Origin of the sequence: Streptomyces sp. LHD-70, assembly GCF_031157275.1 — a bacterium.
GTDB lineage: Bacteria > Actinomycetota > Actinomycetes > Streptomycetales > Streptomycetaceae > Streptomyces.
The window spans coordinates 1-22761 of record NZ_JAVIFW010000038.1 but is presented as its reverse complement, the minus strand read 5'-3'; the positions used below and the strand labels follow the sequence as shown (position 1 = coordinate 22761).

The 22761-nt window shown below is 69.8% G+C and carries 22 protein-coding genes; 4 read left to right on the top strand and 18 right to left on the bottom strand.

Features of this window, described 5'->3' with window-relative positions; genetic code table 11:
• The 18 genes from RCO28_RS37960 to RCO28_RS37875 form a co-directional block, all read right to left on the bottom strand.
• Window positions 1–660, bottom strand: a complete 660-nt coding sequence (locus tag RCO28_RS37960; protein WP_308945957.1) for a hypothetical protein — start codon at window positions 658–660, stop codon at window positions 1–3.
• 6 nt (window positions 661–666) lie between these two features.
• Window positions 667–1137: a hypothetical protein gene (locus RCO28_RS37955; RefSeq protein ID WP_308945956.1), complete on the bottom strand. Its 471-nt coding sequence runs from the start codon at window positions 1135–1137 to the stop codon at window positions 667–669.
• A gap of 49 nt (window positions 1138–1186) precedes the next feature.
• Window positions 1187–1615, bottom strand: coding sequence for an HK97 gp10 family phage protein (locus RCO28_RS37950; protein WP_308945955.1), 429 nt, complete (start codon window positions 1613–1615; stop codon window positions 1187–1189).
• Window positions 1608–1787 (bottom strand): hypothetical protein, encoded by a 180-nt coding sequence (locus RCO28_RS37945; protein ID WP_308945953.1) that lies wholly within the window; start codon window positions 1785–1787, stop codon window positions 1608–1610. The genes RCO28_RS37950 and RCO28_RS37945 overlap by 8 nt, the downstream gene beginning before the upstream one ends.
• The gene (locus RCO28_RS37940; RefSeq protein ID WP_308945952.1) at window positions 1784–2350 is read right to left on the bottom strand and encodes a hypothetical protein; all 567 of its coding nucleotides are present in this window, start codon (window positions 2348–2350) and stop codon (window positions 1784–1786) included. Before RCO28_RS37940 ends, RCO28_RS37945 begins: the two co-directional genes overlap by 4 nt.
• The gene (locus RCO28_RS37935; RefSeq protein ID WP_308945951.1) at window positions 2347–3156 is read right to left on the bottom strand and encodes a hypothetical protein; all 810 of its coding nucleotides are present in this window, start codon (window positions 3154–3156) and stop codon (window positions 2347–2349) included. The genes RCO28_RS37940 and RCO28_RS37935 overlap by 4 nt, the downstream gene beginning before the upstream one ends.
• Before the next feature lie 3 nt (window positions 3157–3159).
• Window positions 3160–4176: a fibronectin type III domain-containing protein gene (locus RCO28_RS37930; protein ID WP_308945949.1), complete on the bottom strand. Its 1017-nt coding sequence runs from the start codon at window positions 4174–4176 to the stop codon at window positions 3160–3162.
• Between the two features lie 178 nt (window positions 4177–4354).
• Window positions 4355–5302, bottom strand: coding sequence for a hypothetical protein (locus RCO28_RS37925; RefSeq protein WP_308945948.1), 948 nt, complete (start codon window positions 5300–5302; stop codon window positions 4355–4357).
• Window positions 5303–5316: 14 nt separating this feature from the next.
• Window positions 5317–6306, bottom strand: a complete 990-nt coding sequence (locus tag RCO28_RS37920; RefSeq protein ID WP_308945947.1) for a hypothetical protein — start codon at window positions 6304–6306, stop codon at window positions 5317–5319.
• An 88-nt stretch (window positions 6307–6394) separates the two neighbouring features.
• On the bottom strand, window positions 6395–8236 hold the full coding sequence (locus tag RCO28_RS37915; RefSeq protein WP_308945946.1) for a major capsid protein: 1842 nt from the start codon (window positions 8234–8236) through the stop codon (window positions 6395–6397).
• 319 nt (window positions 8237–8555) lie between these two features.
• Window positions 8556–8891, bottom strand: a complete 336-nt coding sequence (locus RCO28_RS37910) for an N-acetyltransferase (protein WP_308945945.1) — start codon at window positions 8889–8891, stop codon at window positions 8556–8558.
• 47 nt (window positions 8892–8938) lie between these two features.
• Complete coding sequence (locus RCO28_RS37905; protein WP_308945944.1) at window positions 8939–10087, bottom strand: acyltransferase family protein; 1149 nt, start codon at window positions 10085–10087, stop codon at window positions 8939–8941.
• 214 nt (window positions 10088–10301) lie between these two features.
• The gene (locus tag RCO28_RS37900) at window positions 10302–11324 is read right to left on the bottom strand and encodes a hemolysin family protein (RefSeq protein ID WP_308945943.1); all 1023 of its coding nucleotides are present in this window, start codon (window positions 11322–11324) and stop codon (window positions 10302–10304) included.
• Window positions 11321–12691: a hemolysin family protein gene (locus RCO28_RS37895; protein WP_308945942.1), complete on the bottom strand. Its 1371-nt coding sequence runs from the start codon at window positions 12689–12691 to the stop codon at window positions 11321–11323. Before RCO28_RS37895 ends, RCO28_RS37900 begins: the two co-directional genes overlap by 4 nt.
• A gap of 142 nt (window positions 12692–12833) precedes the next feature.
• On the bottom strand, window positions 12834–13856 hold the full coding sequence (locus RCO28_RS37890) for a hemolysin family protein (RefSeq protein ID WP_308945941.1): 1023 nt from the start codon (window positions 13854–13856) through the stop codon (window positions 12834–12836).
• A complete protein-coding gene (locus RCO28_RS37885; RefSeq protein ID WP_308945940.1) occupies window positions 13853–15268 on the bottom strand; it encodes a hemolysin family protein in 1416 nt (471 codons plus the stop codon). Before RCO28_RS37885 ends, RCO28_RS37890 begins: the two co-directional genes overlap by 4 nt.
• A 180-nt stretch (window positions 15269–15448) precedes the next feature.
• The gene (locus RCO28_RS37880; RefSeq protein WP_308945939.1) at window positions 15449–16096 is read right to left on the bottom strand and encodes a response regulator transcription factor; all 648 of its coding nucleotides are present in this window, start codon (window positions 16094–16096) and stop codon (window positions 15449–15451) included.
• Window positions 16087–17307: a sensor domain-containing protein gene (locus RCO28_RS37875; protein ID WP_308945938.1), complete on the bottom strand. Its 1221-nt coding sequence runs from the start codon at window positions 17305–17307 to the stop codon at window positions 16087–16089. Before RCO28_RS37875 ends, RCO28_RS37880 begins: the two co-directional genes overlap by 10 nt.
• A 109-nt stretch (window positions 17308–17416) precedes the next feature.
• On the opposite strand from RCO28_RS37875, the gene RCO28_RS37870 reads away from it, so the two are divergent.
• The 4 genes from RCO28_RS37870 (at window position 17417) to RCO28_RS37855 (ending at window position 22646) form a co-directional block, all read left to right on the top strand.
• A complete protein-coding gene (locus RCO28_RS37870; RefSeq protein ID WP_308945936.1) occupies window positions 17417–18958 on the top strand; it encodes a serine hydrolase domain-containing protein in 1542 nt (513 codons plus the stop codon).
• A 208-nt stretch (window positions 18959–19166) separates the two neighbouring features.
• Entirely contained in the window at window positions 19167–20183 is a 1017-nt protein-coding gene (locus RCO28_RS37865) for a sporulation protein (protein WP_308945935.1), read from the top strand.
• A 111-nt stretch (window positions 20184–20294) separates the two neighbouring features.
• A complete protein-coding gene (locus RCO28_RS37860) occupies window positions 20295–20750 on the top strand; it encodes a TerB family tellurite resistance protein (RefSeq protein WP_308945934.1) in 456 nt (151 codons plus the stop codon).
• 381 nt (window positions 20751–21131) lie between these two features.
• Window positions 21132–22646: a multicopper oxidase domain-containing protein gene (locus tag RCO28_RS37855; RefSeq protein ID WP_308945933.1), complete on the top strand. Its 1515-nt coding sequence runs from the start codon at window positions 21132–21134 to the stop codon at window positions 22644–22646.
• Window positions 22647–22761: the final 115 nt, after the last annotated feature.

Here is a 22761-nt window from a genome sequence, read left to right as displayed (position 1 = left end):
TCAGCCCTCCCCTTCGGTGCGGTGGGAGGGGAAGGATTCGTTGGAGGCAGCGGCGAACGCGGCGGCGGCCTCTTCGGGGGTGAAGGTGCGGTACTTCGAGCCGGGCACCTGTGGGGCACCCCGGTCACTGGCGGTACCGGTCTTGGGCGGGGGCGGGGCGTTGGTGTCGGCCGCGTTGGCGTACTCGGCTCGGATCCTGCGGGTCTCGGCTTCGTCCTTGGCTCCTTCGAGGAGCATCGAGTAGACGGCCCCCAGGACGCGCCGCAGCGGCGCGGTCAGGGGGTCGATGCTGGTGCGGCGGGTGCAGTAGACCTCGAAGTCGAGCCACGTACTGCCGGTGAGGAGCGCGCAGAGGCGTACGGCCGTGGGCCAGGGGCAGCCTGCGACGGTTTCGGCGACCTGGCAGGCCATGCGGTGGATGTCCTGCGCGTCGAGGTCTTCCAATTCCGCCGACTCGAGCGCGGTTGAGAGCTGCTGGTCGTCGTCCAGGAGGCGGGCGATGGCACCCCAGTCGCCCCGGCTGAGGGTGCGGATCCACCAGCCCGTCGCGACCGGCGGAACGGTCAGCGCATGGGTGCCCAGGAGCAGCGTGAAAGGCGGGTCGGCGACTCCGCCGCCCCAGTAAGGTGCGCCCTCATCGAGCGCTGCTCCGGTAGGCATCAGGGGCTACTCGGCTCCCGTGCCGGCGGGGGTGCTGGCCCCGGTCTTGCGGGCGGCGCGCGGCCGCGCCGTCTTCCTGCTGGGGGCGGTGGTGTTGGTGCGGACGGAGCGGCGCTGGATTCGGGTTCCTCGGGTCTCGCGGATCTGCTCGACCTCGTCGGCCATGTGCGGGGCCCAGGCCTCCAGGACGGCCTCGAAGATCTCGGCCATCGTGTCGTCGTCCAGCGGGTCCTCACGGTCGCGGTAACGCCGCTCCAGGTAGATGCGGTCGCTGTCTCCGAAGCAGGCGTCCATGAAACTGCCGATGGCGTACTGCTCATCGGCCATCGTGGCCGCGCTGGACAGCGAGGCGATCAGGCGTGACCACATACGGGACTTGGGGCACTGCGCGGTCAAGGGCTGGTCGTCGAGGTCGAACTCGAAGGGCGGGGCCAGCTCCTGGGGAGCGGTGGTGCCGGTGGTGAATTGCAGCGCCATGACTGTGGGCTCCAACTTCCTCGAGGGTGGGTGGTCTTGAAGCAGGGGGTTAGCGCAGGCGGCGTACCGGCCACGGCGACGAACGCTGAAGCGCGCGAACGAGGTAGTGGTGGGCCCGTGAGCCACGCACCTGCTTGGCGAAGACGAACCCGCGGGCGCCCTTGGGCTTGAAGCGCAGGTACTTGGCGCGCTTGGGCCTGATCGGGGTGCCGCGCGGCCCGTAGATGCCGGTGCCTTCCTCCTGGTAGAGGGCGTAGTCGAGCGTCGAGCCGATACGGGCGCGTACGCGCTCGCGTGCCGGTTCGGCCGTGACGGTGACGCGGATGGACGCTTTGAGGACTCCGGTGTCGCGCGGCGCGAGCCTGCGCGCGTCTCGCTGGGTCAGGCGGGCGACGCGGGTCACCTCCCGTACGACCGGTCCGGTGGAGCCGTACAGGAGCCGGTTGATCTCGGCATGGTTCAGGCGCACTTCACCCATCGAGGCCCTCCTTCTCCTCCCCGATAGGCCGGGGTGCGGGCTCGTCGACGAGCTGGACCAAGCCCTCGCGCAACAGGGCGTCGACGAACGCGGTCTGCTCGATGTGCAGGACAATGCCGATGTCGGGGCTGCCGCCGTAGCGGCGCATCACCTGGATCCAGACTGCGCTCACGAGCTCACCCCGACCGGCGTGGTCTCGACGGTGATCAGGCGGGCCACGCGTGGTGTGCCGGTGACGACGACCCGCAGCTCCCCGCCCGCGCAGCCACCGGACGACAGCGGCGACCAGGTCGTGGCGCGCTTCCACCACGTGCCCAGCTCGGCAGGCAGCTCGCAGCACATCGCCGCGCGGCGCATCACCTCGGCGTCCGCGAGGAACTGCTGTGCCTCATCGGCCAGCACCTCGTCCGGCGCGGCGAGTCCGTCGTCGGTCAGGTGAATGCACCGGTAGACGGCGAAGGCGATCTCGATCTCCACCAGCGAGGTGGGGCAAGGGCTTGCGCCCGTCGCGCTCTGGTTGTCGTTGTCCGTCGCCCTGATCTCCACCACGCGCGCAGACAGATGTCCGTCGCTGCCGTCCGTGCAGGAGCATGCGCCGCAGCCGTCGGCCGCCAGCAGCTCGGAGTGGTGCCGCACCACGCACCCGCAAAGCGGCATGCCCTCGTTGCGGAACCCGGCGCACACGCAGGCGGTCAGGATCGACAGGATCCGCCCGGCCGTCGACAGCTTCTTCACCGCCCACCCCACGCGTCTGGGGGGCCGGTGCGCTGCCGGGGCGCTTTCGGGCCGTCAGGCGACCAGGACGAGGCGCGCCGCATCACCTTGTGCGGGTTCACCGCCTTGATCCACATGTCCACCTCGGGGATCCCGGTCAGGCCCCCGGTGTAGAAGCCCTCCGCGTCGAAGGACCACGTGACGCCGTCGCGTACGACGCTCGTCACGCGGGAGGGCAGACGGCACTTGTCCCCCGCGCACAACCGCGCCAGCTCGCACGCCAGAAGCCCGACCGCCCGCCGGCCCGCCTGGGAGAGGGGCTTTCCGCGCTCATAGATGACCGCCCACGTGCCAGGCTCGGCGAGGTCGCGGTCCAAGTGCTGGCAGGTCGGCCACGATTTGCCATCGACGCGTACGAGTTGGCGACGGCTGTAGACGACGTAGGCCAGCGGATCGAGTTCGACGCCGTCCACGACGACGGCGGTGACCTTGTGGACGGGGCCCGGCAGGGTGATCGTGGACAGTTCGCTGCCGCACTGGCAGTCGTCGCCGCGCTGGCAGGTCAGGTTGTAGAACTCGCCGCCGATCAGCGCGGGTGCCCACTGCGGGCCATGGTTGCCCGCGCACGAGCCGCACGAGGTCGCGCACGGCACGTGACACGGCCTCACCGTGCGTCGGCAGGCACCGAACTGGCGTCCGGTGAGCGACCAGAGGACCTCGGTGGCGGTGGCGACGGAGGCCTCCCAGACACCCGCCGGGAGCTGGTCCTTGCCGGGGCAACACGCAGCATCTGCCGACCAGCCGCAGGGAGTTGGGGACTCGGCCATGGGTCAGGCGATGGTCGAGATGTCATCGGACACCACTGCGGCCGACGGGTCCTTGCCGGTCGCGGTCGCGATGACGCTGACCTTGTACGCGGTGGACGCTGCCAGCCCGGTGAACACGGCTTCGGCCTTTGCGCCGCTCGTGGAGACGGTGCCGTTCACCGTGTCGCCGGTGTTGTCGGACTTCTTGGCCGTGGCGGTGTAGGTGGTGGCGGTGGCCTTGGTCCACTCGGCGGTGAATCCGGTGGCGGTCGCGCTGTCGGCCTTGAGCGTCGGCTTCGCGGGGTTCGGTGTCTTCTCCTTGGCGGTGCTGATCGCCACGGTGCCCGGGTCGGAGTCGGTGTGGGTGGTCGTGTTGCCCTTGGCGACCACGCTCACGGTGTAGGCGGTGTTCGGTGTGGCGCCGGTGACGGCGACGAGCGGCTTGGCCGGGGTGGTGATGTCGACCGCGCCGACTGTCGGCCCGGTCGGGGTGACGGTGACGTGATAGCCCTTGTCGCCCTTGCTGGCGTCGACGTTTGAGATGGCGGGCCACTCTGCGGAGAATCCGGTCGTGGTGGGCGTGCCCTTCTTCACCGGCACGGGCTTGGCCAGCGGTACGGGGGCCGCGACGGTGCCCGGCACCTCGTTCGAAGGCCCGGAGTCTGTGCCCGTGTTGGTCGCGATGACCCGCCACAGGTAGTCGCCTGCGGTGAGTGGCCCGGGGTCTTTGAGTTCGCGGTCCGCCGGGGCGGCGGAGTCAGCGACAGTCGCCCAGGTGCCGCCGGTCTTGGGCTTGCGTTCCAGCCTGAACGCGGTGACGTTCGCCCCGTCGTGCGTGTAGATGACGGTGGCCCCGGCCACCGTCGGCGGCGACTTCAGTGCCGCGCCCGCCGGTGCCGCAGGGGCGGCGGCCTTGGTGGTGAACTCCACCGAGGCCGATGGGCCTGTGCGGCCGTTGCGGATCGCGGCGACGGTCGCCGTGTACGTGGTGCCGGGGGCCAGTCCGGTGGCGTTGTACGGCGGGTTCTTCACGACGGCCATCAGGAGCTCTCCCCGGAATCGGCGGCTTGGTCAGTGGGGGTTGAGGGGTGCTGGGCTGGGCCACCCGGCGCGGGCTCGGTGACGTTGACGTCGTAGGAGTCCGCGGCGGGCACCGCGTCCCACTCGATCTGCGCGCTGCTGTCCGAGACGGACTCGGCGCGCAGGCCGGTGGGGGCGGTCAGCTCTGCGGGAAAGGGTTCGCGGTCACCGCCACGGTCAGGCCCTCCACCGTCGCGGTCGCGGTCTTCGAACCGGCCGTCGCGTAGGTGTGCTCGACGCTGGCCTTGTTCGCTGCGACCGTGCCGGTGCCCTTCTGGCCGTCGCCGAAGTCGAACAGGACGGGGGTGTCGTCAGCGGCCGTACCCGCCCACGCGAACGTGTACTTCATCGGGTCGGCCGGGTCGACGGTCGCCGTCAGGGTGGCCCCGCCGGGGGCAGGGAGGTCGAACGTGCCGCACTGCGGGTTGGGCGGCGCGATCGACGTGTGGCGGATGAGGCGCACCTCGTCCGGGCCGATCGGCGCGAGCAGCGGTGAGGGGGTGACACCGTCCGCGCCCGGCACCACCTTGTGCGGGCCGATGCCCCACTTCGATCCGGCCTGGGCGTTGCCCTTGAACGTGAAGTTCACTGACGAGGCGCCGACTTCGAGGTCGCCCATGATGCCGGAGGTAAGCCACGGGGTGAGGATGTAGCCGTGCGCGCTGGTGGCGTTGGGGTCGTCGCAGATGTTCGCGCCCTGCAGGCCGGTCCACACTTCGAGGGCGAATCCGGCTCTGTCGGAGGGCTTGACGCTCTCGCGCCAGCCGACGACGTCGCCCTTTCCGTCGAGTTCCAGGGCGTTGGCCGGGTTGATCAGCCCGATCAGGCCCGGGTCGACGCGGCAGAACTCGATCTCCACGCCGATGTACTTGATGTAGTCGGGGATCTTCAGATACACGCACCGCTGGCCCTGGGCGTTGGTCTGCTCGATCTCCTCGCCCTCACCGATCTCGGCGGTGTACTTGACGGTGATGAAGCCGTCAGAGACGGCCTGGGCGCCAGCGCCGTAGATGGGCCTGCCGCATCCGTCCACCCTGGTGAGACGGATGCGCTCGCCGAGGACCGGCGTGAAGCACTGAGTTGCCACGGTCTCGAACTTCCTTACGGGGTGCGGGTGATGTCGACGAGGTAGGAGTCCGCGCCCGCCACGGGGTCCCAGTCGATGCGCGCGCTGGTCTCAGTGAGAGCGCTCGCCGCAAGTCCGGTGGGGGCCGGGAGCGGTGCGGGCTGGGGGGTGTCGTCGGTGACGGGCACCGCGAACAGGGGGCAGTCGAGCGTGATCAGCACGGTCCGCTCGGCCAGCGCGTAGGCCTGGTTGGACGCGGGATCGAAGTAGCCGGGCGTTGCGGGGTGCTGGCCGGGCTCGACCTGCACGGGGCTGCGACGTACGACGGCCTGACCACTGCCGTAGAGCCAGGCCACCCCCTCATCTGCTGCCGGGCCGGCATCGGGCCCGGTGTCCGAGGGGGTGTACCCGGAGCCGAACACCCAGGTCGCGCCGAGCGAGGTCCGCTGGCGCGGACCGTCGAGCTTGGCGAGTTCCAGGCTGGCGGCTGGGGCTGCCATCCGGCGCGGGGCGTGGATCAGCCCGGCCTCGATGGTTGACTCCCCCAGAGCCTCTTCCAGCAGCGCCACAGCCGCTGTCAGCGACACCGGTGTCTTCGCTAGGAGGGTGGCATCTGTGGTGTTGAGAGCGGGCCTGATGTTGGCCCGCCCCTGCCACAGGGCACGCTCCACGAGGCGTTCCTCGGCCGCGCCGAGCCGGGACTTCGCGCGGGCTGCGGCGTCGTCGAAGCCGATCCGGTCGCAGCCGATTCCGGCGTAGATCGCAAACGGGAACGCCGTCTGCCAGGCAGGCCGGTCGAGGTTCTTGACGCCGTTGTCGTCCTCAGCCGTGGGATCCTCGGGGTTGCACAGGGCCCAGTAACCGCCGTCGGCGCACGTGTCGGTGGACCACGTGGCGTACGCGTGGCGCAAGGGTCCGGTGTCCTTGACGGTGGCGGCCGAGTAGAGGCCGTAGCGGCGCCGTGGCGCGACAGGCTGATCGGTGAGGATGTCGATCGGCGCGAGGCCGATGGTGGGGGTGCTCACGGGTGCCCTCCCTTCGTCGGGCTGGCCCCATACGGCCCGGCGCTGGATTGGCCGGGCGGCACGGGGAGTTCAGGGGGCGAGGGAGGGGTTAGGCAGCGGGGCAGGCGAGTGCCGGGGCCTCGGGCACCAGCGCACCGGAGGTGTAGCCGTTGGCGCACAGGTCGATCTTCAGTAGCCGTGTCGTACCGCAACGCTTGCCCAGCATGTGAGCCTCCTCGGTGAACAGCGACAGAAACTTGTTGCCGGGCTTGCCGGTGTCGCCGAGGAGCAGCGTCGAGTCGTAGATCGAGTCGAGGCTGACGATGTCCTGCCGGGCCGAGATGTAGGCACCGGCGGTGTACATGAGCACGGACAGCGTGGTGGGCCAGCCCTTGAGCGTCGCGGGGTCGGCGGGGGTGAGGTCCTGCCAGTCGTACACGTACTGCACTCGCGCTCCGCGCTCGGCGAACCAGGAGTTGATGCGGGAGTCCGGGACGCTGATCAGGTCGACGCCGGTGCGCTTGGCGAGGTCGGAGCGCAGCAGGCCGGTGATCCAGTAGGGCAGGACCACTTCGACGGTGGTGGAGCGGGCCATGCGGGAGCGGTAGCGGATCTCCTCGATGTGTAGCTCAAGCGCGCCCAGGAGTCCGGCAGTTGCGCCCGGCCCGTACGTGGCGGTGGTGTCGGGTTCGGTGCCGGTGGCCGCGAACTCCACGGTGGTGTCGGCGAGCCTCGCCATGCTCGCGATGGTGTCGGCGTTGATCTTGTGGACGTGAGCGGTCATCAGGCGCTGTACCCAGTCGCGGACCTGCTCGGGCCAGGAGTAATTGCGCAGGATGTCCGCCTTGATGCACATACCGCGCGGGCGAAGGCGTACTTCGTTCCAGTCCGGGCACGGCAGCTCCGCGCAAGGCTTGGTCTCCGGGCGCTTGGCCGGATCGCAGACCTCCTCGTCGGTCCAGTCCCAAGTGTGCTCCGCGAGCTTGGCGTAGACGGTCGCGAAGTCTGGGGTGGACGGCCACCGCAGCCCGCCGTGGCGGACGGTGATCGTCGGCAAGTCGAGGATCCCGTCACGTGAAGCGAGGTCGGGGCAGAACTCCCACAGCTGATCCGACGGGGAGCACCACACGTCGCCCTGCGCGACGGTGTCAGTCGCGCAGGCGGCCACAAGGGAGCCACCGGGCAGACGCCGCTCGTCGGCGGCGTAGTCGAGGACGCTGTGGTCCTGCGCGTTGCGGGCGACGAGGTTCTGGTCTCGCTGCAACTGGAACTGGGCAACGTTCACCCCACCCTGTTCCGCGTTGGAGCGGCCGATGCGGGCCAGGCCCTGCATGCGGCGGGTGGCGGCGTCGATGAGCTGGTCGAAGTTCAGCTCCTGGCCCGTGGAGTACCCGGGGATGTCCGCCGAGGCGGTCAGTGACCAGTTCGAGGCCTGACGGGCACTGGAGCGGTCCGAGCGCAGCGCCCCGAAGTTCGTCCCTCCGCGGCGGGAGGCAGCCACCGGCGCGGCTTCGATCGGCGCAGGGGCGGGCTCGGTGGTCTCGGCGGCGGGGAGGGTCGTGGCGGGCTCCACCGGTGCCTCGGCCTGGGGCTGGTTGTCACTGCTGGCCTCGGCGTCGTCGCCCGCGGTGGAGTCGCCTTCGGGGCGGAGGCGGCCGTGGAGTTCGGCGAGCTGGGCCTGGCGCTGCTCTTCCGCGGCGACGAGTTCGTCCTGACGGCCGCGCGCGGCCTCGACGACGTCGACGAGGCGGGTCAGGGAGGTGATGTCATCGTCGGTGCGCTCGCCGTCGGCACCGGTCATGTCGTCATAGGCGGCAAGGCCGGACTCGACGAGTTCGGCTGCCTGTTCTGTGTTGAGTTCGCCCAGGACGTTGGCGATGGTCTCGGAGCGCTGTGCGTCGTCCGCGTCGGTGAGGCGGGCGAGGAGCTGATCGAGCTGTTCGCGGTTCATGCGAGGAGATCCCGTTCTGGGGTCGTCTCAACAACCCCAAAGAGGGGCTGTTGCGACCCCGGCCCACAGCCAGTCGGGTCTCCTCGCGCCCGGCCCACAGCCAGTCGGCACGCTCGGTTGTGCGGATGATCGTAAGCCTTGTGATCAGTGGGTGGCGCCCGGTGCGAGCGCCAACACAGATTCAGACGCCCTCACCCTCAACTCCGGCAGAGCACGCACGACGTCCGGCACAAGCAGCTGGACTGGGTTCCAGCTCATCGGCTTTCGGCTCACAAGAAGTTGGTGCCTCAGGCAGCTGGCGCACCGTTGAAGTACTCACTTACGCGGTCATGTGCCCGCACCGCTCCCCACGCTCCACGAACTCCAGCCCGGTCTCGTCCGCCAGGGCCGCGAAGAATCGTCGGCCCTGTGCCGACTGCCGAGAGGTGGTCCAGTGGTAGCCGTCGGCGCCGTCCAGGATCAGCGAGAGGGCATCACGGCCAACTCCGCGCCCTTGCCAGTGCGTCGCAACGGCGATGTTGCTGACGAAGCCGACCTGACAGGTCGCGCAGAGCTGGTAATCGAGGTTGCCGACGATGCGGCCGTCCGCGTCCATCGCGTGGAGAACACGGATGCCCGCCGGGTTGCCGTCCGGAGCCGTGAAGCGGAATCGCACCGCTCCGGACGACGGCGGGCGTCGGTTACCCCACGACCGTAGGCCACTCACCTGGTGGTCCCGCGGTCCAGGGCCTTCGAATCTCTGCGGAACGCCCAGTCCATCTTCGGTTCCATGGCCCAGCGGAACATGCGCTGGACCGGTGGGGTGCACAAGGCCGTGATGAGAGCCCCGGCAAAGAGCGTGAGGACGACGGCACCGAGCGGGGTGTGGACCCAGTCCACCTCGTACCAGTCCCAGAAGCGGGAGCCCTTGGCGAGGAAGCCGTGCAGGAGGTAGCCGTACAGCGTGCCCGCGCCGAGCGCCGTGACCCACAGGTGGCGGCCCGGGACCCAGGCGAAGAAGCAGGCGACCAGGATCAGCGAGCAGGCGAACATGCCGAGGGTCATCGGGAGTCCGACCCAGCCGGGCATGCCGAGTTCCTGCGCGCTGTCGCGGCGGTAGAACCAGGCGGCGTTCATGCGGGGCGCCGCCCAGTACGCGAAGACGAGCGCCGAGGCCATGACCGGCAGGGCGAGGAGGCGGACTTCGCGGCGGCGCACCAGCTGGAAGTGCTCGGGCTTCAGGCACAGGCCGAGGACGAAGAACGGCAGGAACTGCAGGACCCGTTGGAGGTCGAGGTCGTCGCCGATGTCCGGGGAGACGGAGGCCAGCACCGCGATGGCGAGCGAGAGGGGCAGCGGCCAGCGCACGAGTTTCCACAGAGGTGTGGTCAGGCGCCAGATGAACAGGGCCGCGAGGAACCACACCAGGTACCAGGGGTCGAGCAGGCTGATCGGGTGGGTCGGGTCGTCGTTCGCCCACCGTTTGAAGAACGAGTACGCGACCTCGAACAGGACGTACGGGACGGCGACACCGGTCACCAGCCGCTTGAGGCGGTTCGGGCTCGCGTCGAAACTGCGCGAGAAGTAGCCGGAGATGATGATGAACGCCGGCATGTGGAAGGTGTAGACGGCGATGTACAGCGCGGCGGCGGCGCGGCTGTCCGCGCGCAGCGGCTCCCAGGCGTGGCCCATCGCGACCAGGACGATCGCCAGGTACTTAGCATTGTCGAAGAACGCGTCCCGCTGCTTTCCCTGTTTCGCTGCCGGGGCCGTCGTCGCGGTGGTTCTTCGGGATGTCTCGCTCGCCGATGTGGTGCGGGCCGGAGGCTGCGAGGCTCCGGCCCGGTCGGGTGTGCGCAGCGTCTCACTCATGGGGCCTCCCAGAAGGAACCCGGAGAGTCGATCCTGCGTCTTGCTGAAATTGGGGAGTGGAATCGGTGCGAGACATCCCGGGCACCCTAGTCACCGTCGCCAACTGCCGTACATCCTCCGTGCGTGTGGGTTTCGACACGCATGTAGAACGCACGTAAGACGCACGAGAAACGCCCTGGCCGAGCCCAGGGCGTTTCTCGGCGGGACAGGATTCTCAGGCCGCCGGGCTCGGTTCCATCAGTCGGGCGAGCAGGTCGTCAAGGCTGACCAGTCCGAGCAGGCGGCCGGAGTCGTCGCTGACGACGGCGAGCGTGGAGCGGCGCCTGCGCAGTTCGTCGACGGCCTGGGCGATGGTGTCGCCAGGGGCGAGTTCCGGCACCGGGCGGGCCAGGTGGCGGGCGTCGAGGTCCCGGCCGTGGGCGCGGGCGACCATCGCGTCGCGGGCGTGCACCGAGCCGAGGACGGTGTTGCCGTCGCGGACGAGCAGCCGGGTGCGATCACTTTCGGTCGCCACCTGAAGAATCTCCTCGACCCTCGCCGCGGCGGGCACCGAGGTGATCTGGTCCGCCGGAGTCAGGAGGTCGCTGACGGGGGTCTGCGGCTGGGTGAGGGAACTGGTGATGAGCCCGGAGTCGGCCTCGCTGATGAGTCCGAGCCGCTCCGACTCCTCGACCAGGTGGGTCAGTTGCTCCCGGTTGTGCACGGAAGCGAGCTCCTCCCTCGGAGTGACGCGGCACATCCGTACCAAGGCATTGCTGACCTTGTTGAGGAGCCAGATGAGGGGGCGTACCGCCTTGACCACGGCACGGAACGGCGGTGTCAGCAGCATCGCGGAGCGTTCGGGGTGGGCGATGGCCCAGGACTTCGGGGCCATCTCGCCGAGGACCATGTGCAGGAAGACCACGACGATCATGGCTACGGCGAAGGCGATGGCGTAGCTGAGTCCGGCGGGCAGGCCGAGCTTCTCCAGGAGCGGGTCGAGCTGGTGCGAGATCGCCGGCTTGGAGATCGAGCCGAGGCCCAACGTGCAGATGGTGATGCCGAGTTGGGCGCCGGCGAGCATCAGCGAGAGTTCCCGCATGCCGGCGAGCGCGGACTTCGCGCCGCGGTGTCCGTCGGCTGCGGCCTGTTCCATGCGGTGCCGCTTGGCGGCGACGAGAGCGAACTCGGCGGCGACGAAGAATCCGCTGCCGATCAGCAGCAGGAGCGTGATGAAGAGAGCCAGGGGGAAGCTCATGCGGTGGTCTCCTCACCGGGTACATCACTGGACGTGTCACCGGGCGTATCACCGGATGTGCGTGGCAGGCGCTCGATGCGGACCCGTTCGGGCACGTGCCGGTCGAGGCGCAGGACGGCGATGAGGACCCGGTCGCCGTCGTCGAGGTCGACGGTGAGGCGGTCGCCGATGGTGGGGAAGCGGCCGAGGCGGTCCACGATCAGTCCGGCGACCGTGTCGTAGTCGTCCTCCTCCGGCAGGGCGATGCCGGTCGCGTCGGCGACCTCGTCGAGGCGGCGTCCGGCGTCCACGAGCCAGCCGGAGTCGTCGGCCACGGCGACATGGACCACGCGGTCGCTCTCGTCGGCGATGTCGCCGACCAGTTCCTCGGCGATGTCCTCGTACGTCACGATGCCCGCGACGCCGCCGTGCTCGTCCAGGACGACGGCGAACTCGTCGTCGCGCTCGCGCATCTGCGCCACAGCGCCGGGCAGCGGCAGCGTGTCGGGGAGCAACAGCGGGCGCCGGGCGAGGTGCGCCGCGGTCGTACGGTCGAATGCAGCGGCCGGCAGGCGCATCAGCTCACGCACGCCCAGGACACCCACGACGTCGTCGGGGTGGTCGCCGAGCACGGGATAGTTGGAGTGCCCGTGCTTCGCGATCAGCTCCACGGCCTCGGTGGCTGTCGCGTCCTCGCGTACGAAGGCCGCGTCCACGCGGGGCACGAGGACCTCGTCTAGGGTGCGTTCGGAGAAGTCGAGGGCGTGGTCGAGGAGTTCGGCCGTCTCGCGCGGCAGCTGACCGTGCTCGTGGGACTCGCCGATGAGGTGGCTCAGCTCCTCCAGGGTGGCGCCGTGGTGCAGCTCCTCCACCGGCTCGATGCCGACCTTGCGCAGGATCCTGTTCGCGGCGCCGTCGAAGACGTGCACGACCGGTCCGACGACCTTCAGGTACGCGAGCGTGGAGGCGGCCAACGACTTGGCCAGGCGCTCCGGCACGGCGAGTGCGAGGTTCTTCGGCGCGAGTTCACCGAGCACCATCTGCAGCACGGTCGCCACCACGAAGCCGGTGACCACGGAGATGGCGGACACTGTGCCGTCCGACAGGCCGGTGCCTTCCAGGGCGGGCGTGAGCAGCGCGGACACGGACGGCTCGGCGAGGAAACCGACGACCAGGCCGGTGACGGTGATCCCCAGCTGGGCGCCCGAGAGCATGAAGGAGAGCCGGCCCAGGACCTGCACGGCGCGGGCCGCACGCTTGTCACCCGCTTCGGCCTCGCGGGCGAGGGCGAGCCGGTCGGCGGCGACGTAGGCGAACTCCTGGGCCACGAAGTAGCCGGTGCCCGCCGTCAGGACAAGGACGGCGAGCAGCCCGAGCACTGCGCTCATCGCGCACCGCCCCGTGCCATGCACCGGTCAGGTGCGGCCTGGCGGAAGAGTCCCGGGGGGTTCCTTGGGACGTCAGAGTCCGTCGGACTGGCGGACACGGGCTGCTCCGATCACGTAGAGGTAGGGGAGAAGGGCTAGGGATTCAGGTGGTGATGGGCGTCGGGCCGACCAGTTCGGACAGCACGTCCTCCATGGTCACGAAGCCGAGGACGGTGCCGCTCGCGCTGGTGACCGCCGCGAGGTGGCTGCCCGCTGCCCGGAGTGCGGTGAGGGTGTCGTCGAGGGGGGTGTCGATCCGTACCCGCGTGACGGCGTGCAGAGACTCGCGTGGGAACGGCTGGTCGCGGTCGGTGACGCCGAGGGTGTCCTTGATGTGCAGGTAGCCGAGCAGCGCGCCGCCCTCTCCGGTGACCGGGAAGCGCGAGTAGCTGGCCTGCGCCGCCACCTGCTCCAGTCGGGCCGGGGTGATGGTGTGGTCGACCGTGCGCATCCTCGCCGCCGGGACGAGGATCTCGCCGACCGGCCGTGTGCCCAGTTCCAACGCGTCCCGGAGGCGCTCGCCGTCCTCGGGTGCGAGCAGTCCCGCATCGCTGGAGTCCGCGACCATACGGGCCAGCTGGTCGTCGGTGAACACGGCCTCGACCTCGTCCTTGGGCTCCACCTTGAGCAGTTTGAGGAGGGTGTTGGCGAGGGCATTGATGCCGAAGATCAGTGGCTTGAGGGCGCGGGTGAGGGCGACCAGGGGCGGGCCGAGGAGCAGAGCCGTCGGTACGGGGGCGGCGAGCGCGATGTTCTTCGGGACCATCTCGCCGATGAGCATGTGCAGGTAGGTCGCCAGGGTCAGGGCGATGACGAACGCGATCGGGTGCACCAGGCCGTGCGGGACGTGCGCGGCCTCGAAGCCGGGTTCGAGGAGGTGCGCGATGGCCGGTTCCGCGACGGCGCCGAGCACCAACGAGGAGGCGGTGATGCCGAGTTGGGCGGTGGCCATCATCTGGGAGATGTGCTCGACACCCCACAGGGTGATGCGCGCCCGGCGGTGGCCCTCCTTCGCTCGCGGCTCGATCTGGCTGCGGCGCACCGAGATGAGCGCGAACTCGGCGCCGACGAAGAACGCGTTGGTCAGCAGCGTCAGCGCGCCGATGAGGAGCTGCAAGGAGGTCATCGCGCCGTCCCCGTCATGTGCTTCCGCGGGCGGTCCTGCTGCATGTTCCGCTGCCGGTCCTGTGGCCGGTCGCGTGGCGGGTCCTGCGGCGACGGCACACCGTCGAGCCGGGCGGCGGGCGCGGTGAGGTGGACCCGCTCGGCGCGGTGGTGGTCCACGTCGAGCACGTCCAGACGCCAGCCCCCGACCAGGATGTGATCGCCCTCGGCCGGTATCCGGGCCAGCCGCGTCGCGATCAGACCGGCCACCGTCTCGTACGGGCCGTCCGGCACCGCGAGCCCGATCGCGGCGAGCTGGTCGGTGCGGACACCGCCGTCGGCCTCCCAGGTGGGCCGGCCGTCCTCGGCGGGCGGGGCGGGCAGCAGGTCGGGGACCTCGACGGGGTCGTGCTCGTCGCGGACCTCGCCGACGACCTCCTCGACGATGTCCTCCACCGTGGCCACACCCGCCGTACCGCCGTACTCGTCGATGACGATCGCCATCGTGCGGGTGGCGCGCAGGCGGCCGAGGAGCCGGTCGGCGGTGAGGCTGTCGGGGACCCGCAGGGGTTCGCCGACCAGGACGGTGACCTGGGTGACGGCCCGCTTGCCGGGGTCAAGGGCGAGGACGTCACGGATGTGGACCGTCCCGATCACGTCGTCGAGAGTGTCGCGGTAGACGGGAAAGCGGGAAAGCCCGGTGGCGTGGCTGAGGTTCGCGGCGTCCGCGGCCGTGGTGTGTGCTTCCAGGGCGCAGACGTCGACGCGCGGCGTCATCACGTTCTCCGCGGTCAGCTCGGCGAGGTGCAGGGTGCGTACGAAGAGTTCCGCCGAGTCCTGCTCGATGGCGCCCTCGGCGGCCGAGTGCCGGGCCAGTGCCACGAGCTCCTCGGGGCTGCGGGCGGAGGCCAGCTCCTCGGCCGGCTCCAGGCCGAAGCGGCGTACGAAACGGTTCGCCGTGTTGTTGAGGTGCCGGATGAACGGCGCGAACGCGGCCGTGAAGCCGCGCTGCGGGGCCGCCACCACCTTCGCGACGGCCAGCGGCCGCGCGATGGCCCAGTTCTTCGGCACCAGCTCGCCGATCACCATCAGCAGGACCGTGGAGACGACCACACCCAGGACGGTCGCTACCGACGGAACGGCCCGGCCGAGACCGATCGCCTCCAGCGGCCCGCGCAGCAGCGCGGCGAGCGACGGCTCGGCCAGCATGCCGATCACCAGGGACGTCACGGTGATGCCGAGCTGGGCACCGGACAGCTGGAACGTCAGGCGACGAGCCGCCTTGAGCGCTCCCTCCGCGCCGCGCTCCCCCGCCTCGGCAGCCCGCTCCAGTTCACTGCGCTCCACCGTGGTCAGGGAGAACTCGGCCGCGACGAACACCGCGCACGCGAGCGTGAGGAGCAGGGCGAGCAGGAGGAGCAGGAACTCGGTCACCGTGCCACCCCCCGTCCCTCACGCACGCGGTGCGGGCAGGTCGTGGCACGGCTGGTACTGGGAGGCTCACCCATTGCGGGACCGTGACTCCTTCTCGTACGGAACTGTGGCTCAACTGGCGTGTTTCTACACCCACTGTAAAGGAATGGCAAACCCCTCACAGGCTGTGCTGTCCCTCGCTCACGCCCGCAGGAAGGCGAGGACGGCCAGGACCCGGCGGTGGCCCTGGCCGTCGACGTGGAGTTCGAGCTTCTGCAGGATGCTGCTGACGTGTTTGTTCACGGCCGCTTCGGTGACGTACAGCTCACGGGCGATGGCGGCGTTGGCGCGGCCCTCGGCCATCAGGGCGAGCACCTCGCGCTCGCGTGGTGTGAGCCGTTGCAGCGGGTCATGGCGGCGGTTGAGGAGCTGCCGCACCACCTCGGGATCCACGACCGTCGCGCCGGCGGCGACCTGGGTGACGGCGTCGACGAACTCCGTGACGGCGCTGACGCGGTCCTTGAGGAGGTAGCCGACTCCGCTGTCCGATCCGAGGTCGAGGACGTGTGCCGCGTAGGACTGCTCGATGTACTGGCTCAGGACGAGGACCGGCAGGGCCGGGTTCTCGCGGCGCAGGGAGATGGCGGCGCGCAGCCCGTCGTCGGCGTGGTCCGGAGGCATGCGGACGTCGGTCACGACGATGTCGGGGCGGTGCTCGCGGGCGGCGGCGACCAGGGCGTCCGCGTCCCCGACGGCGGCCGCCACCTCGTGGCCGAAGCGGGTGAGCGAGCCGACCAGGCCGTCCCGCATGAGCGGGGAGTCCTCGGCGAGTACGACGGTCAACGGCACGGCAGCTCCACGTGCAGGAGTGTAGGCCCGCCCGGCGGGCTGGACAGGCGGATCCTGCCGTCCGCGGCGGCGACCCGGTCGGCGAGCCCGGTCAAGCCGCCGCCCGCCCCGGGTTCGGCGCCGCCGCGGCCGTCGTCCCGTACGGACAGGGTGAGGAGGTTGGTGTGCCGGCGGGCCTGCACCTGAATGTGGCTCGCGCCGCTGTGCTTGGCGGAGTTGGCGAGGGCTTCGGAGATCACGAAGTACGCGACGCTCTCCAGGGGCGCGGGCAGCCGTCCGGGCAGGCGGATGTCGACGGTGACGGGCAGCGCGGCGCGGGCGGCGAGGTTCTCCACCGCGGCCGTCAGCCCGTGATCGGTGAGGTCCTTGGGGTGGACCCCGCGGCTCAGGTCCCGCAACTCCTGAACGGCCAGGGTGAGTTGCTCCTGTGCCGCGGCGAGCTGCGTGGACAGGGCCGAGCCGGGGTCGGTGTCGAGGCGGGCGAGGCCGAGCTGCACGTTGAGGGAGACGAGCCGCTGCTGCGCCCCGTCGTGCAGGTCCCGTTCGATACGGCGGCGCTCCGCGTCGAAGGCATCGACGAGTCGTGTGCGGGAGGCGCGCACGTCGGTGAGCCGGCGGCCCAGTTCGCTGTCGCGGGGTGCCAGCATCAGCCGGGTGACGGCGGCGCGGGCGCCCGCCCAGGCGGTGATGGTGTAGGGCGCGGCGGGCAGCAGGCACAGGCCGACGACGAACAGCGGCCAGGCGCCTGGGTCGTCGACGGGCGACAGCATCACCAGGACGGGCACAGCCAGGGCGAAGGCCAGGACGAGGAGGTCCATCCACCACAGCGCGGTCAACGACACGGCGGTGAAGCCGAGTTCACGCCAGGTCGCCTGCTCGCGCAGCCGGGTGTGCAGCCAGCCGCGCACGCCCGGCAGCTCCGGCTTCCGGTGCGGGTCGGGCACCGCGTCCAGGTCGACGAGCCGCAGCCGCCACCGCTCGAACCGCGTGACGGCGATGCCGGACAGTGCAACGCCGAGCAGCAGCACCGCCCCTACGAGCACGACAAGCGAGGCGAACCCCGCGATCAGCAGGCCCACCAGGACGAGCGTCGCGACGGCGCCGAAGGCGACCCCGGACAGCAGGTAGGCGACGGACCGCCACGGCCAGCTCGAGCGGAGCAGCTTCAGCGGGTTCTGGGCCAGGGCCTGCCAGGCGTTGCGGTGACGCATCCGTCGAAGGTAGCCGCACGGGGACCTTGCAGCAGTAGTGCCCGTACTACCTTTCAACTCCCTTGTACGCCAATGCGCCGGGGGCGGGCCGGACGGTGCACTGGGCGACATGAAGATCCCTGCCTTCCCCTCCGGTCCCCACCGTGCCGCCGCCCATTCCGGTTTCCGCCGTGGTCTCGCCGTCCTGGCGGCCACGCTCGGCATCGCGGCGGCCACCTTGTCCGGCGCTGTTCCCGCGTCGGCGGCCGAGCGCGCCACCCTCGCCGACCGCGCCGCCAACTTGGCCCCGGCGGCGGTCGACCGTTTTTTGCGCGACTACGTCGAGGAGACCAACCTGCCGGGAGCGGTGGTCGCCGTGACCCGGGGCGACCGCGTGGTGCACACCGCCGGGTACGGGCACACCGCGACCGGCCGCGCCATGACCGCGCAGACGCGTATGCCGGTGGCCTCGTTGTCCAAGGCCATGACCGCGCTCGCCGTCATGCAGCTGGTCGAGGCGGGCAAGGTCGACCTCGACCAGCCAGTGCGCCGCTACCTGCCCGAGTTCACCATGGCCGACCCCCGCGCCGAGAGGATCACCGTTAGGCAGCTGCTGACCCAGACCTCCGGCATGGCCGACTCCGCGTACCCCGATCTGACGCGCGCTCAGCCGCGTACGCTCAAACAGGCCGTCAGCGCGATGCGCGAGGCTCCCCTGGCCGCTAATCCCGGCGCCAAGTACCGCTACCACAACCCCAATTACTTCGTCGCCGCCCGCCTGGTCGAGGTCGTCAGCGGACGCCCTTTCGCCGACCAGATGTCCGCGAAGATCTTCCGACCACTGCACATGACGCGTACGTCATCCGTCTCCGGCACGGACGAGATGCCCGCACAGGCGCGCGGGTACGTGCGCGCGTACGGCACGACCGTGTCTGCGGCGCATCCCCGCTGGTTCACGGCGGGCGGCCACGGAGTCGTGACCACCGCCGATGACCTCGCGCAGTGGCTGATCGCCCAGAACAACCACGGCGTCTCCGTCGACGGGCGGCGCATCGCATCCGCCCGGACCATCGACCTCACGCACACACCGCCGACCGCTCCGGCAGACAGCGACTACGCCCTGGGCTGGTCCCGGAACACCGGCGAAGGGCCCCGGCGGATCCAGCACACTGGCCAGCTGCTCACGTACAACTCCATGGCCACCCTGCTGCCCGACAGCGCAACCGGCATCGCGGTCGTCACCAACACCGGCATGATCTCCGGGGACGACGCAGCCCAGATCACACAGGGCCTGGTCGACCTCGCCCAGGGCGAGCGGCCCGAGGTGGCCGCGCCGTTCTCCATGACGGCCGACTGGATCCTGGCGGCGCTCACCCTGCTGGCGCTCGGCCTCGGCGCCCGCGGCGTGTCCCGCGCCGGCCGGTGGGCACAGCGCGCCGCGGAACGCTCGTGGTGGCGGCTCGCCCTGCGCAGCCTGCCGCACCTCCTGCCCCTTCTCTTCTTCACCCAACTCGCCGCACTCTTCGGCCTGTTGATGCGGCGCTCCGGAACCCTCGGGCAGGTCGCCTACGCCTGGCCGGCTCTGGTGATCTGCGCGGCTGCAGCCGCTCTCGCCTCGTCCGCGGTCCTCGCGGCACGGCTGGCCGCCGTCGCCCGCCTCCGTCGGCACTGACACAACCCCGGCATCGCTGCGCCGGAGCCGGACGGGCCCCGCTGAAGCGATGCGCGAGCCTGCCGCCTGCGCACTATGGCGCGAACACACCCTTCGACGTCCGTCGTAGCTACCCTCTCCTCTATTCTTCTACATTCCTGTAGAGCCCTCGACTGCTCGTCGGCCAGGGGTTCTTGACAGACACTCACATGAAGGAGTGGACGCCGCGATGGTGTTCAAACGGCTGCTCGGCTCGCTCGGCGTGGGCGGCCCCACAGTGGACACGGTGCTCGAAGGCGGTGCCGCCCTGCCCGGCGGGGCCCTGCACGGGCAGGTTCACCTCAAGGGCGGCAGCGCCGCATTCGACATCGAGCAGATCACCCTGGAACTGGTCGCCCGCGTGGAGGCCGAGCGCGAGGATGGTGAGAGCGAGGGCGCCGTCACCTTCGGGCGGTTCATGGTCGGCGGCGGCTTCCGGCTCGGCGAGGAGGAGCAGCGCAGCGTTCCGTTCAGCGTGACGCTGCCCTGGGAGACGCCGGTCACGGAGCTGCACGGCCAGCCGCTCGGCGTCGTGCTCGGCGTACGCACGGAACTCGCCGTGGCGGGCGCGAAGGACAAGGGCGACCTTGACCCGCTCGCGGTGGGCCCGTTGCCCGTGCAGGAGGCGGTACTCGAAGCGTTCGGACAGCTCGGCTTCGGCTTCAAGTCGGCCGATCTGGAGTACGGCCGCATCGGCGGCACTGGCCAGCAGCTGCCCTTCTACCAGGAGGTCGAGCTCACCCCGTCACCGGCGTACGCGCACGCCGTCAATGAGATCGAGGTGACCTTCCTTGCCGATCCCGGCGGCATGGACGTCGTTCTGGAGGCCGACAAGCGCGGCGGGTTGTTCTCGTCCGGCCACGACTCGATCACGCGGTTCCGGGTCAGCTACGCGGCGGTCGAGCAGCGCGACTGGAACACCGAAGTAGACGGCTGGGTACGGCAGTTGATCGAGAGCGGCACCTCTCACGGTTCGCACTCCGAGTACGGCCACGGCGACCACTCCCACATCGGGCACCAGGGCCACCACCACGGCCATGACGAGCACCACCACGACGGCCACCGCTCCGGACCGGGCATGGGCACCGCCGTCGCGGCCGGTACGGCGGGCCTCGCGGTCGGGGTCGTCGGCGGGATGGTTGCAGCCGAGGTGGTCGACGAGATCGGCGACGCCTTCGAAGGGGACGAAGAAGAGGAAGAAGGGTGAGGCACTCCGAGCGAGCGTGCCAACCCTGCTAACTTCTACATGACTGTAGAAGTTGTGTCGCCCGGGCCGGACCCCGGCCCGGGCGCCCCCTCGACCCCGTACGGAGTTCTCATGGGCCTGTTCGACCGCTTCAAGGAGTCCGCCACACAGATGCAGACGCAGCTGCTGGCGAAGAAGAACGACCTCAAGAGCGGCGCCTTCAGGGACGCGAGCATGGCGATGTGCGCACTGGTCGCCGCCGCCGACGGCACCATCGACCCTTCCGAGCGCCACAAGGTCGCCCAACTCATCGCCACCAACGACGTGTTGCAGAACTTCCCCGCCGACGAACTGCAGCGCCGCTTCGAGGACAACTGCAACAAGCTGACCGCCGACTACGACTTCGGCAAGGTCAGCGTCCTGCAGGAGGTCGCCAAGGCGAAGAAGAAGCCCGCCGAGGCCCGTGCCGTGATCCAGATCGGCATCGTCATCGGCGGCGCCGACGGCGACTTCGACAAGGACGAGCAGCAGGTCGTACGCGAAGCCTGCTACGCCCTCGACCTGCCGCCGCACGAGTTCGACCTCTGAGCGGAGCCGAAACAGGCCGTACCGGGCTCGGCAGGCACACTCGCCGCTCCCGGCACGGCCTGGGAGGCATTTCGTTGATCAGCGAGTTGGTGGTCTGGTCGACTGAGCGTTGGCTCTGTCACGCCGAGTTTCGCCCTCGGGAGCCGCTCGCCCCACCCTGGCATCCCGTCCTGGTGGTCGGTTTCGGAAGTCCGTCCGGGGTTGCTCACGCAGCCTGAACCACCTCAACCGAACCACAGTTATTGACAATTACTCCTCGCCACCAAGCACGGCACTGAGTGATGCATACGGGAAATCCCTGAGGAATCGTAGGGGTTGCTTGGGGGGTTGCTGGGGGCCATCCCCGATGTCGGCGCGAGCGCCCGCCGGGACGCTGGAGTCATGTCTCGCCTCAAGCGCGTCCTCATCACTCTCACGACGATTGCTGTCGTCATCGGCCTCGCGCTCGGCGGCGGGGCCCTGTGGCTGTACTCCGACGCCAAGGTGTCCACCGTCGGTTCAACCGACTTCAGCAACGAGCTGGCGGTGCCGCCGCTGGCGAAATCGACGGTGAAGAAGGACGGGACCCGGGTCTTCGATCTGACGATGCGGGCCGGAGAGAAGGAATTCAGAGCCGGGCAGAAGACGCCGACCTGGGGCTTCAACGGGGATTACCTGGGGCCGACGCTGCGTGCCGAGCGCGGCGAGAAGGTCCAGGTGAAGATCAAGAATGCGTTGGGGGAGGAGTCCACCGTGCACTGGCACGGGATGCACTTGCCCGCGAAGATGGACGGTGGTCCGCACCAGATGATCGCCCCCGGCGCGACTTGGACCCCGCGCTGGACCGTGAATCAGCCGGCCGCGACCCTCTGGTATCACCCCCATCCGCACGGCAAGACGGAAAAGCATGTGCAGCGAGGGCTGGCCGGGATGTTCCTCCTTCACGACGAGAAGTCCGACCGTCTCGCACTGCCCAAGAGGTACGGAGTCGACGATCTGCCGGTCATCGTCCAGGACGTGAAGTTCGACGGGGCGAAGTTCGACCACGGGCACAAAATGCTGTCGGAAACCGGGTTCCTCGGGAACCGGACGATGGTCAATGGCACTCTCGATCCGTACAAGGAGGTCGGCGACGAGCTCGTACGGCTGCGGCTGCTCAACGCCTCGACCGCGCGGATATACGACTTCGGATTCTCCGACGACCGGGAGTTCGCGCTCATCGGGACGGACGGCGGGCTTTTGGAGACGACGACCCGGATGGACCGGATCCGGATGTCGCCGGGTGAGCGGGCCGAGATCGTGGTGCGGATGAAGCCGGGCGAGAAGACCACTCTGCGTAGCTTCCCGAACGACTCCTACGGTGACTCCTGGTCGAAGCGTTTCGCGGGCGGCGACGACTCCTTCGACGTACTGGAGCTGCGGGCGAAGAAGACCCTGCGGGCCTCTCCCGAACTGCCAGCCAAGCTGGGCGAGCTGGAGGTTCCGGACGGGTCGGACTCGGTACGCGGACGATTCTTCGGGCTGCGTACCTCCGGCATCAACGGCAAGAAGATGCAGATGGGCCGGATCGACGAGACGGTCACCCGCGGCACCGCGGAGACCTGGACCGTGCGCAACGAGCACAGCACGCCGCACAACTTCCACATTCACGATGTGCAGTTCCGGGTGCTGGAGGTGGACGGCAAGAAGCCGTCGGCCGAGCTGCGCGGCGCGAAAGACACGGTCTTCGTCCCGGGGCACACGACGGTGAAACTGGCGATGCGCTTCGAGGGGCCGGCGGACCCGGACACGCCGTACATGTACCACTGCCATCTGCTGTACCACGAGGACCTGGGAATGATGGGGCAGTTCGTGGTCGTCGAGAAGGGTGAGAAGGCGGGCAAGGTGCGTACACCGCACACACACGCCGGGCACTAAGAGGTTGTCTCACGTGGCGTCAGATCTTTACGGCATGATGCCTTGCCATGGGTGCTGGTCTGTCACAGCGGTTGGTTCCGGATGAACTCTGGGTCCTGGTCGCTCCGTTGCTTCC

Bases quoted from the DNA above. Each gene is read 5' to 3' on its own strand.
- RCO28_RS37960 (WP_308945957.1), bottom strand. From the start codon at position 660: ATGCCTACCGGAGCAGCGCTCGATGAGGGCGCACCTTACTGGGGCGGC.
- RCO28_RS37955 (WP_308945956.1), bottom strand. From the start codon at position 1,137: ATGGCGCTGCAATTCACCACCGGCACCACCGCTCCCCAGGAGCTGGCC.
- RCO28_RS37950 (WP_308945955.1), bottom strand. From the start codon at position 1,615: ATGGGTGAAGTGCGCCTGAACCATGCCGAGATCAACCGGCTCCTGTAC.
- RCO28_RS37935 (WP_308945951.1), bottom strand. From the start codon at position 3,156: ATGGCCGAGTCCCCAACTCCCTGCGGCTGGTCGGCAGATGCTGCGTGT.
- RCO28_RS37930 (WP_308945949.1), bottom strand. From the start codon at position 4,176: ATGGCCGTCGTGAAGAACCCGCCGTACAACGCCACCGGACTGGCCCCC.
- RCO28_RS37915 (WP_308945946.1), bottom strand. From the start codon at position 8,236: ATGAACCGCGAACAGCTCGATCAGCTCCTCGCCCGCCTCACCGACGCG.
- RCO28_RS37905 (WP_308945944.1), bottom strand. From the start codon at position 10,087: ATGAGTGAGACGCTGCGCACACCCGACCGGGCCGGAGCCTCGCAGCCT.
- RCO28_RS37900 (WP_308945943.1), bottom strand. From the start codon at position 11,324: ATGAGCTTCCCCCTGGCTCTCTTCATCACGCTCCTGCTGCTGATCGGC.
- RCO28_RS37895 (WP_308945942.1), bottom strand. From the start codon at position 12,691: ATGAGCGCAGTGCTCGGGCTGCTCGCCGTCCTTGTCCTGACGGCGGGC.
- RCO28_RS37890 (WP_308945941.1), bottom strand. From the start codon at position 13,856: ATGACCTCCTTGCAGCTCCTCATCGGCGCGCTGACGCTGCTGACCAAC.
- RCO28_RS37875 (WP_308945938.1), bottom strand. From the start codon at position 17,307: ATGCGTCACCGCAACGCCTGGCAGGCCCTGGCCCAGAACCCGCTGAAG.
- RCO28_RS37870 (WP_308945936.1), top strand. From the start codon at position 17,417: ATGAAGATCCCTGCCTTCCCCTCCGGTCCCCACCGTGCCGCCGCCCAT.
- RCO28_RS37865 (WP_308945935.1), top strand. From the start codon at position 19,167: ATGGTGTTCAAACGGCTGCTCGGCTCGCTCGGCGTGGGCGGCCCCACA.
- RCO28_RS37860 (WP_308945934.1), top strand. From the start codon at position 20,295: ATGGGCCTGTTCGACCGCTTCAAGGAGTCCGCCACACAGATGCAGACG.
- RCO28_RS37855 (WP_308945933.1), top strand. From the start codon at position 21,132: ATGTCTCGCCTCAAGCGCGTCCTCATCACTCTCACGACGATTGCTGTC.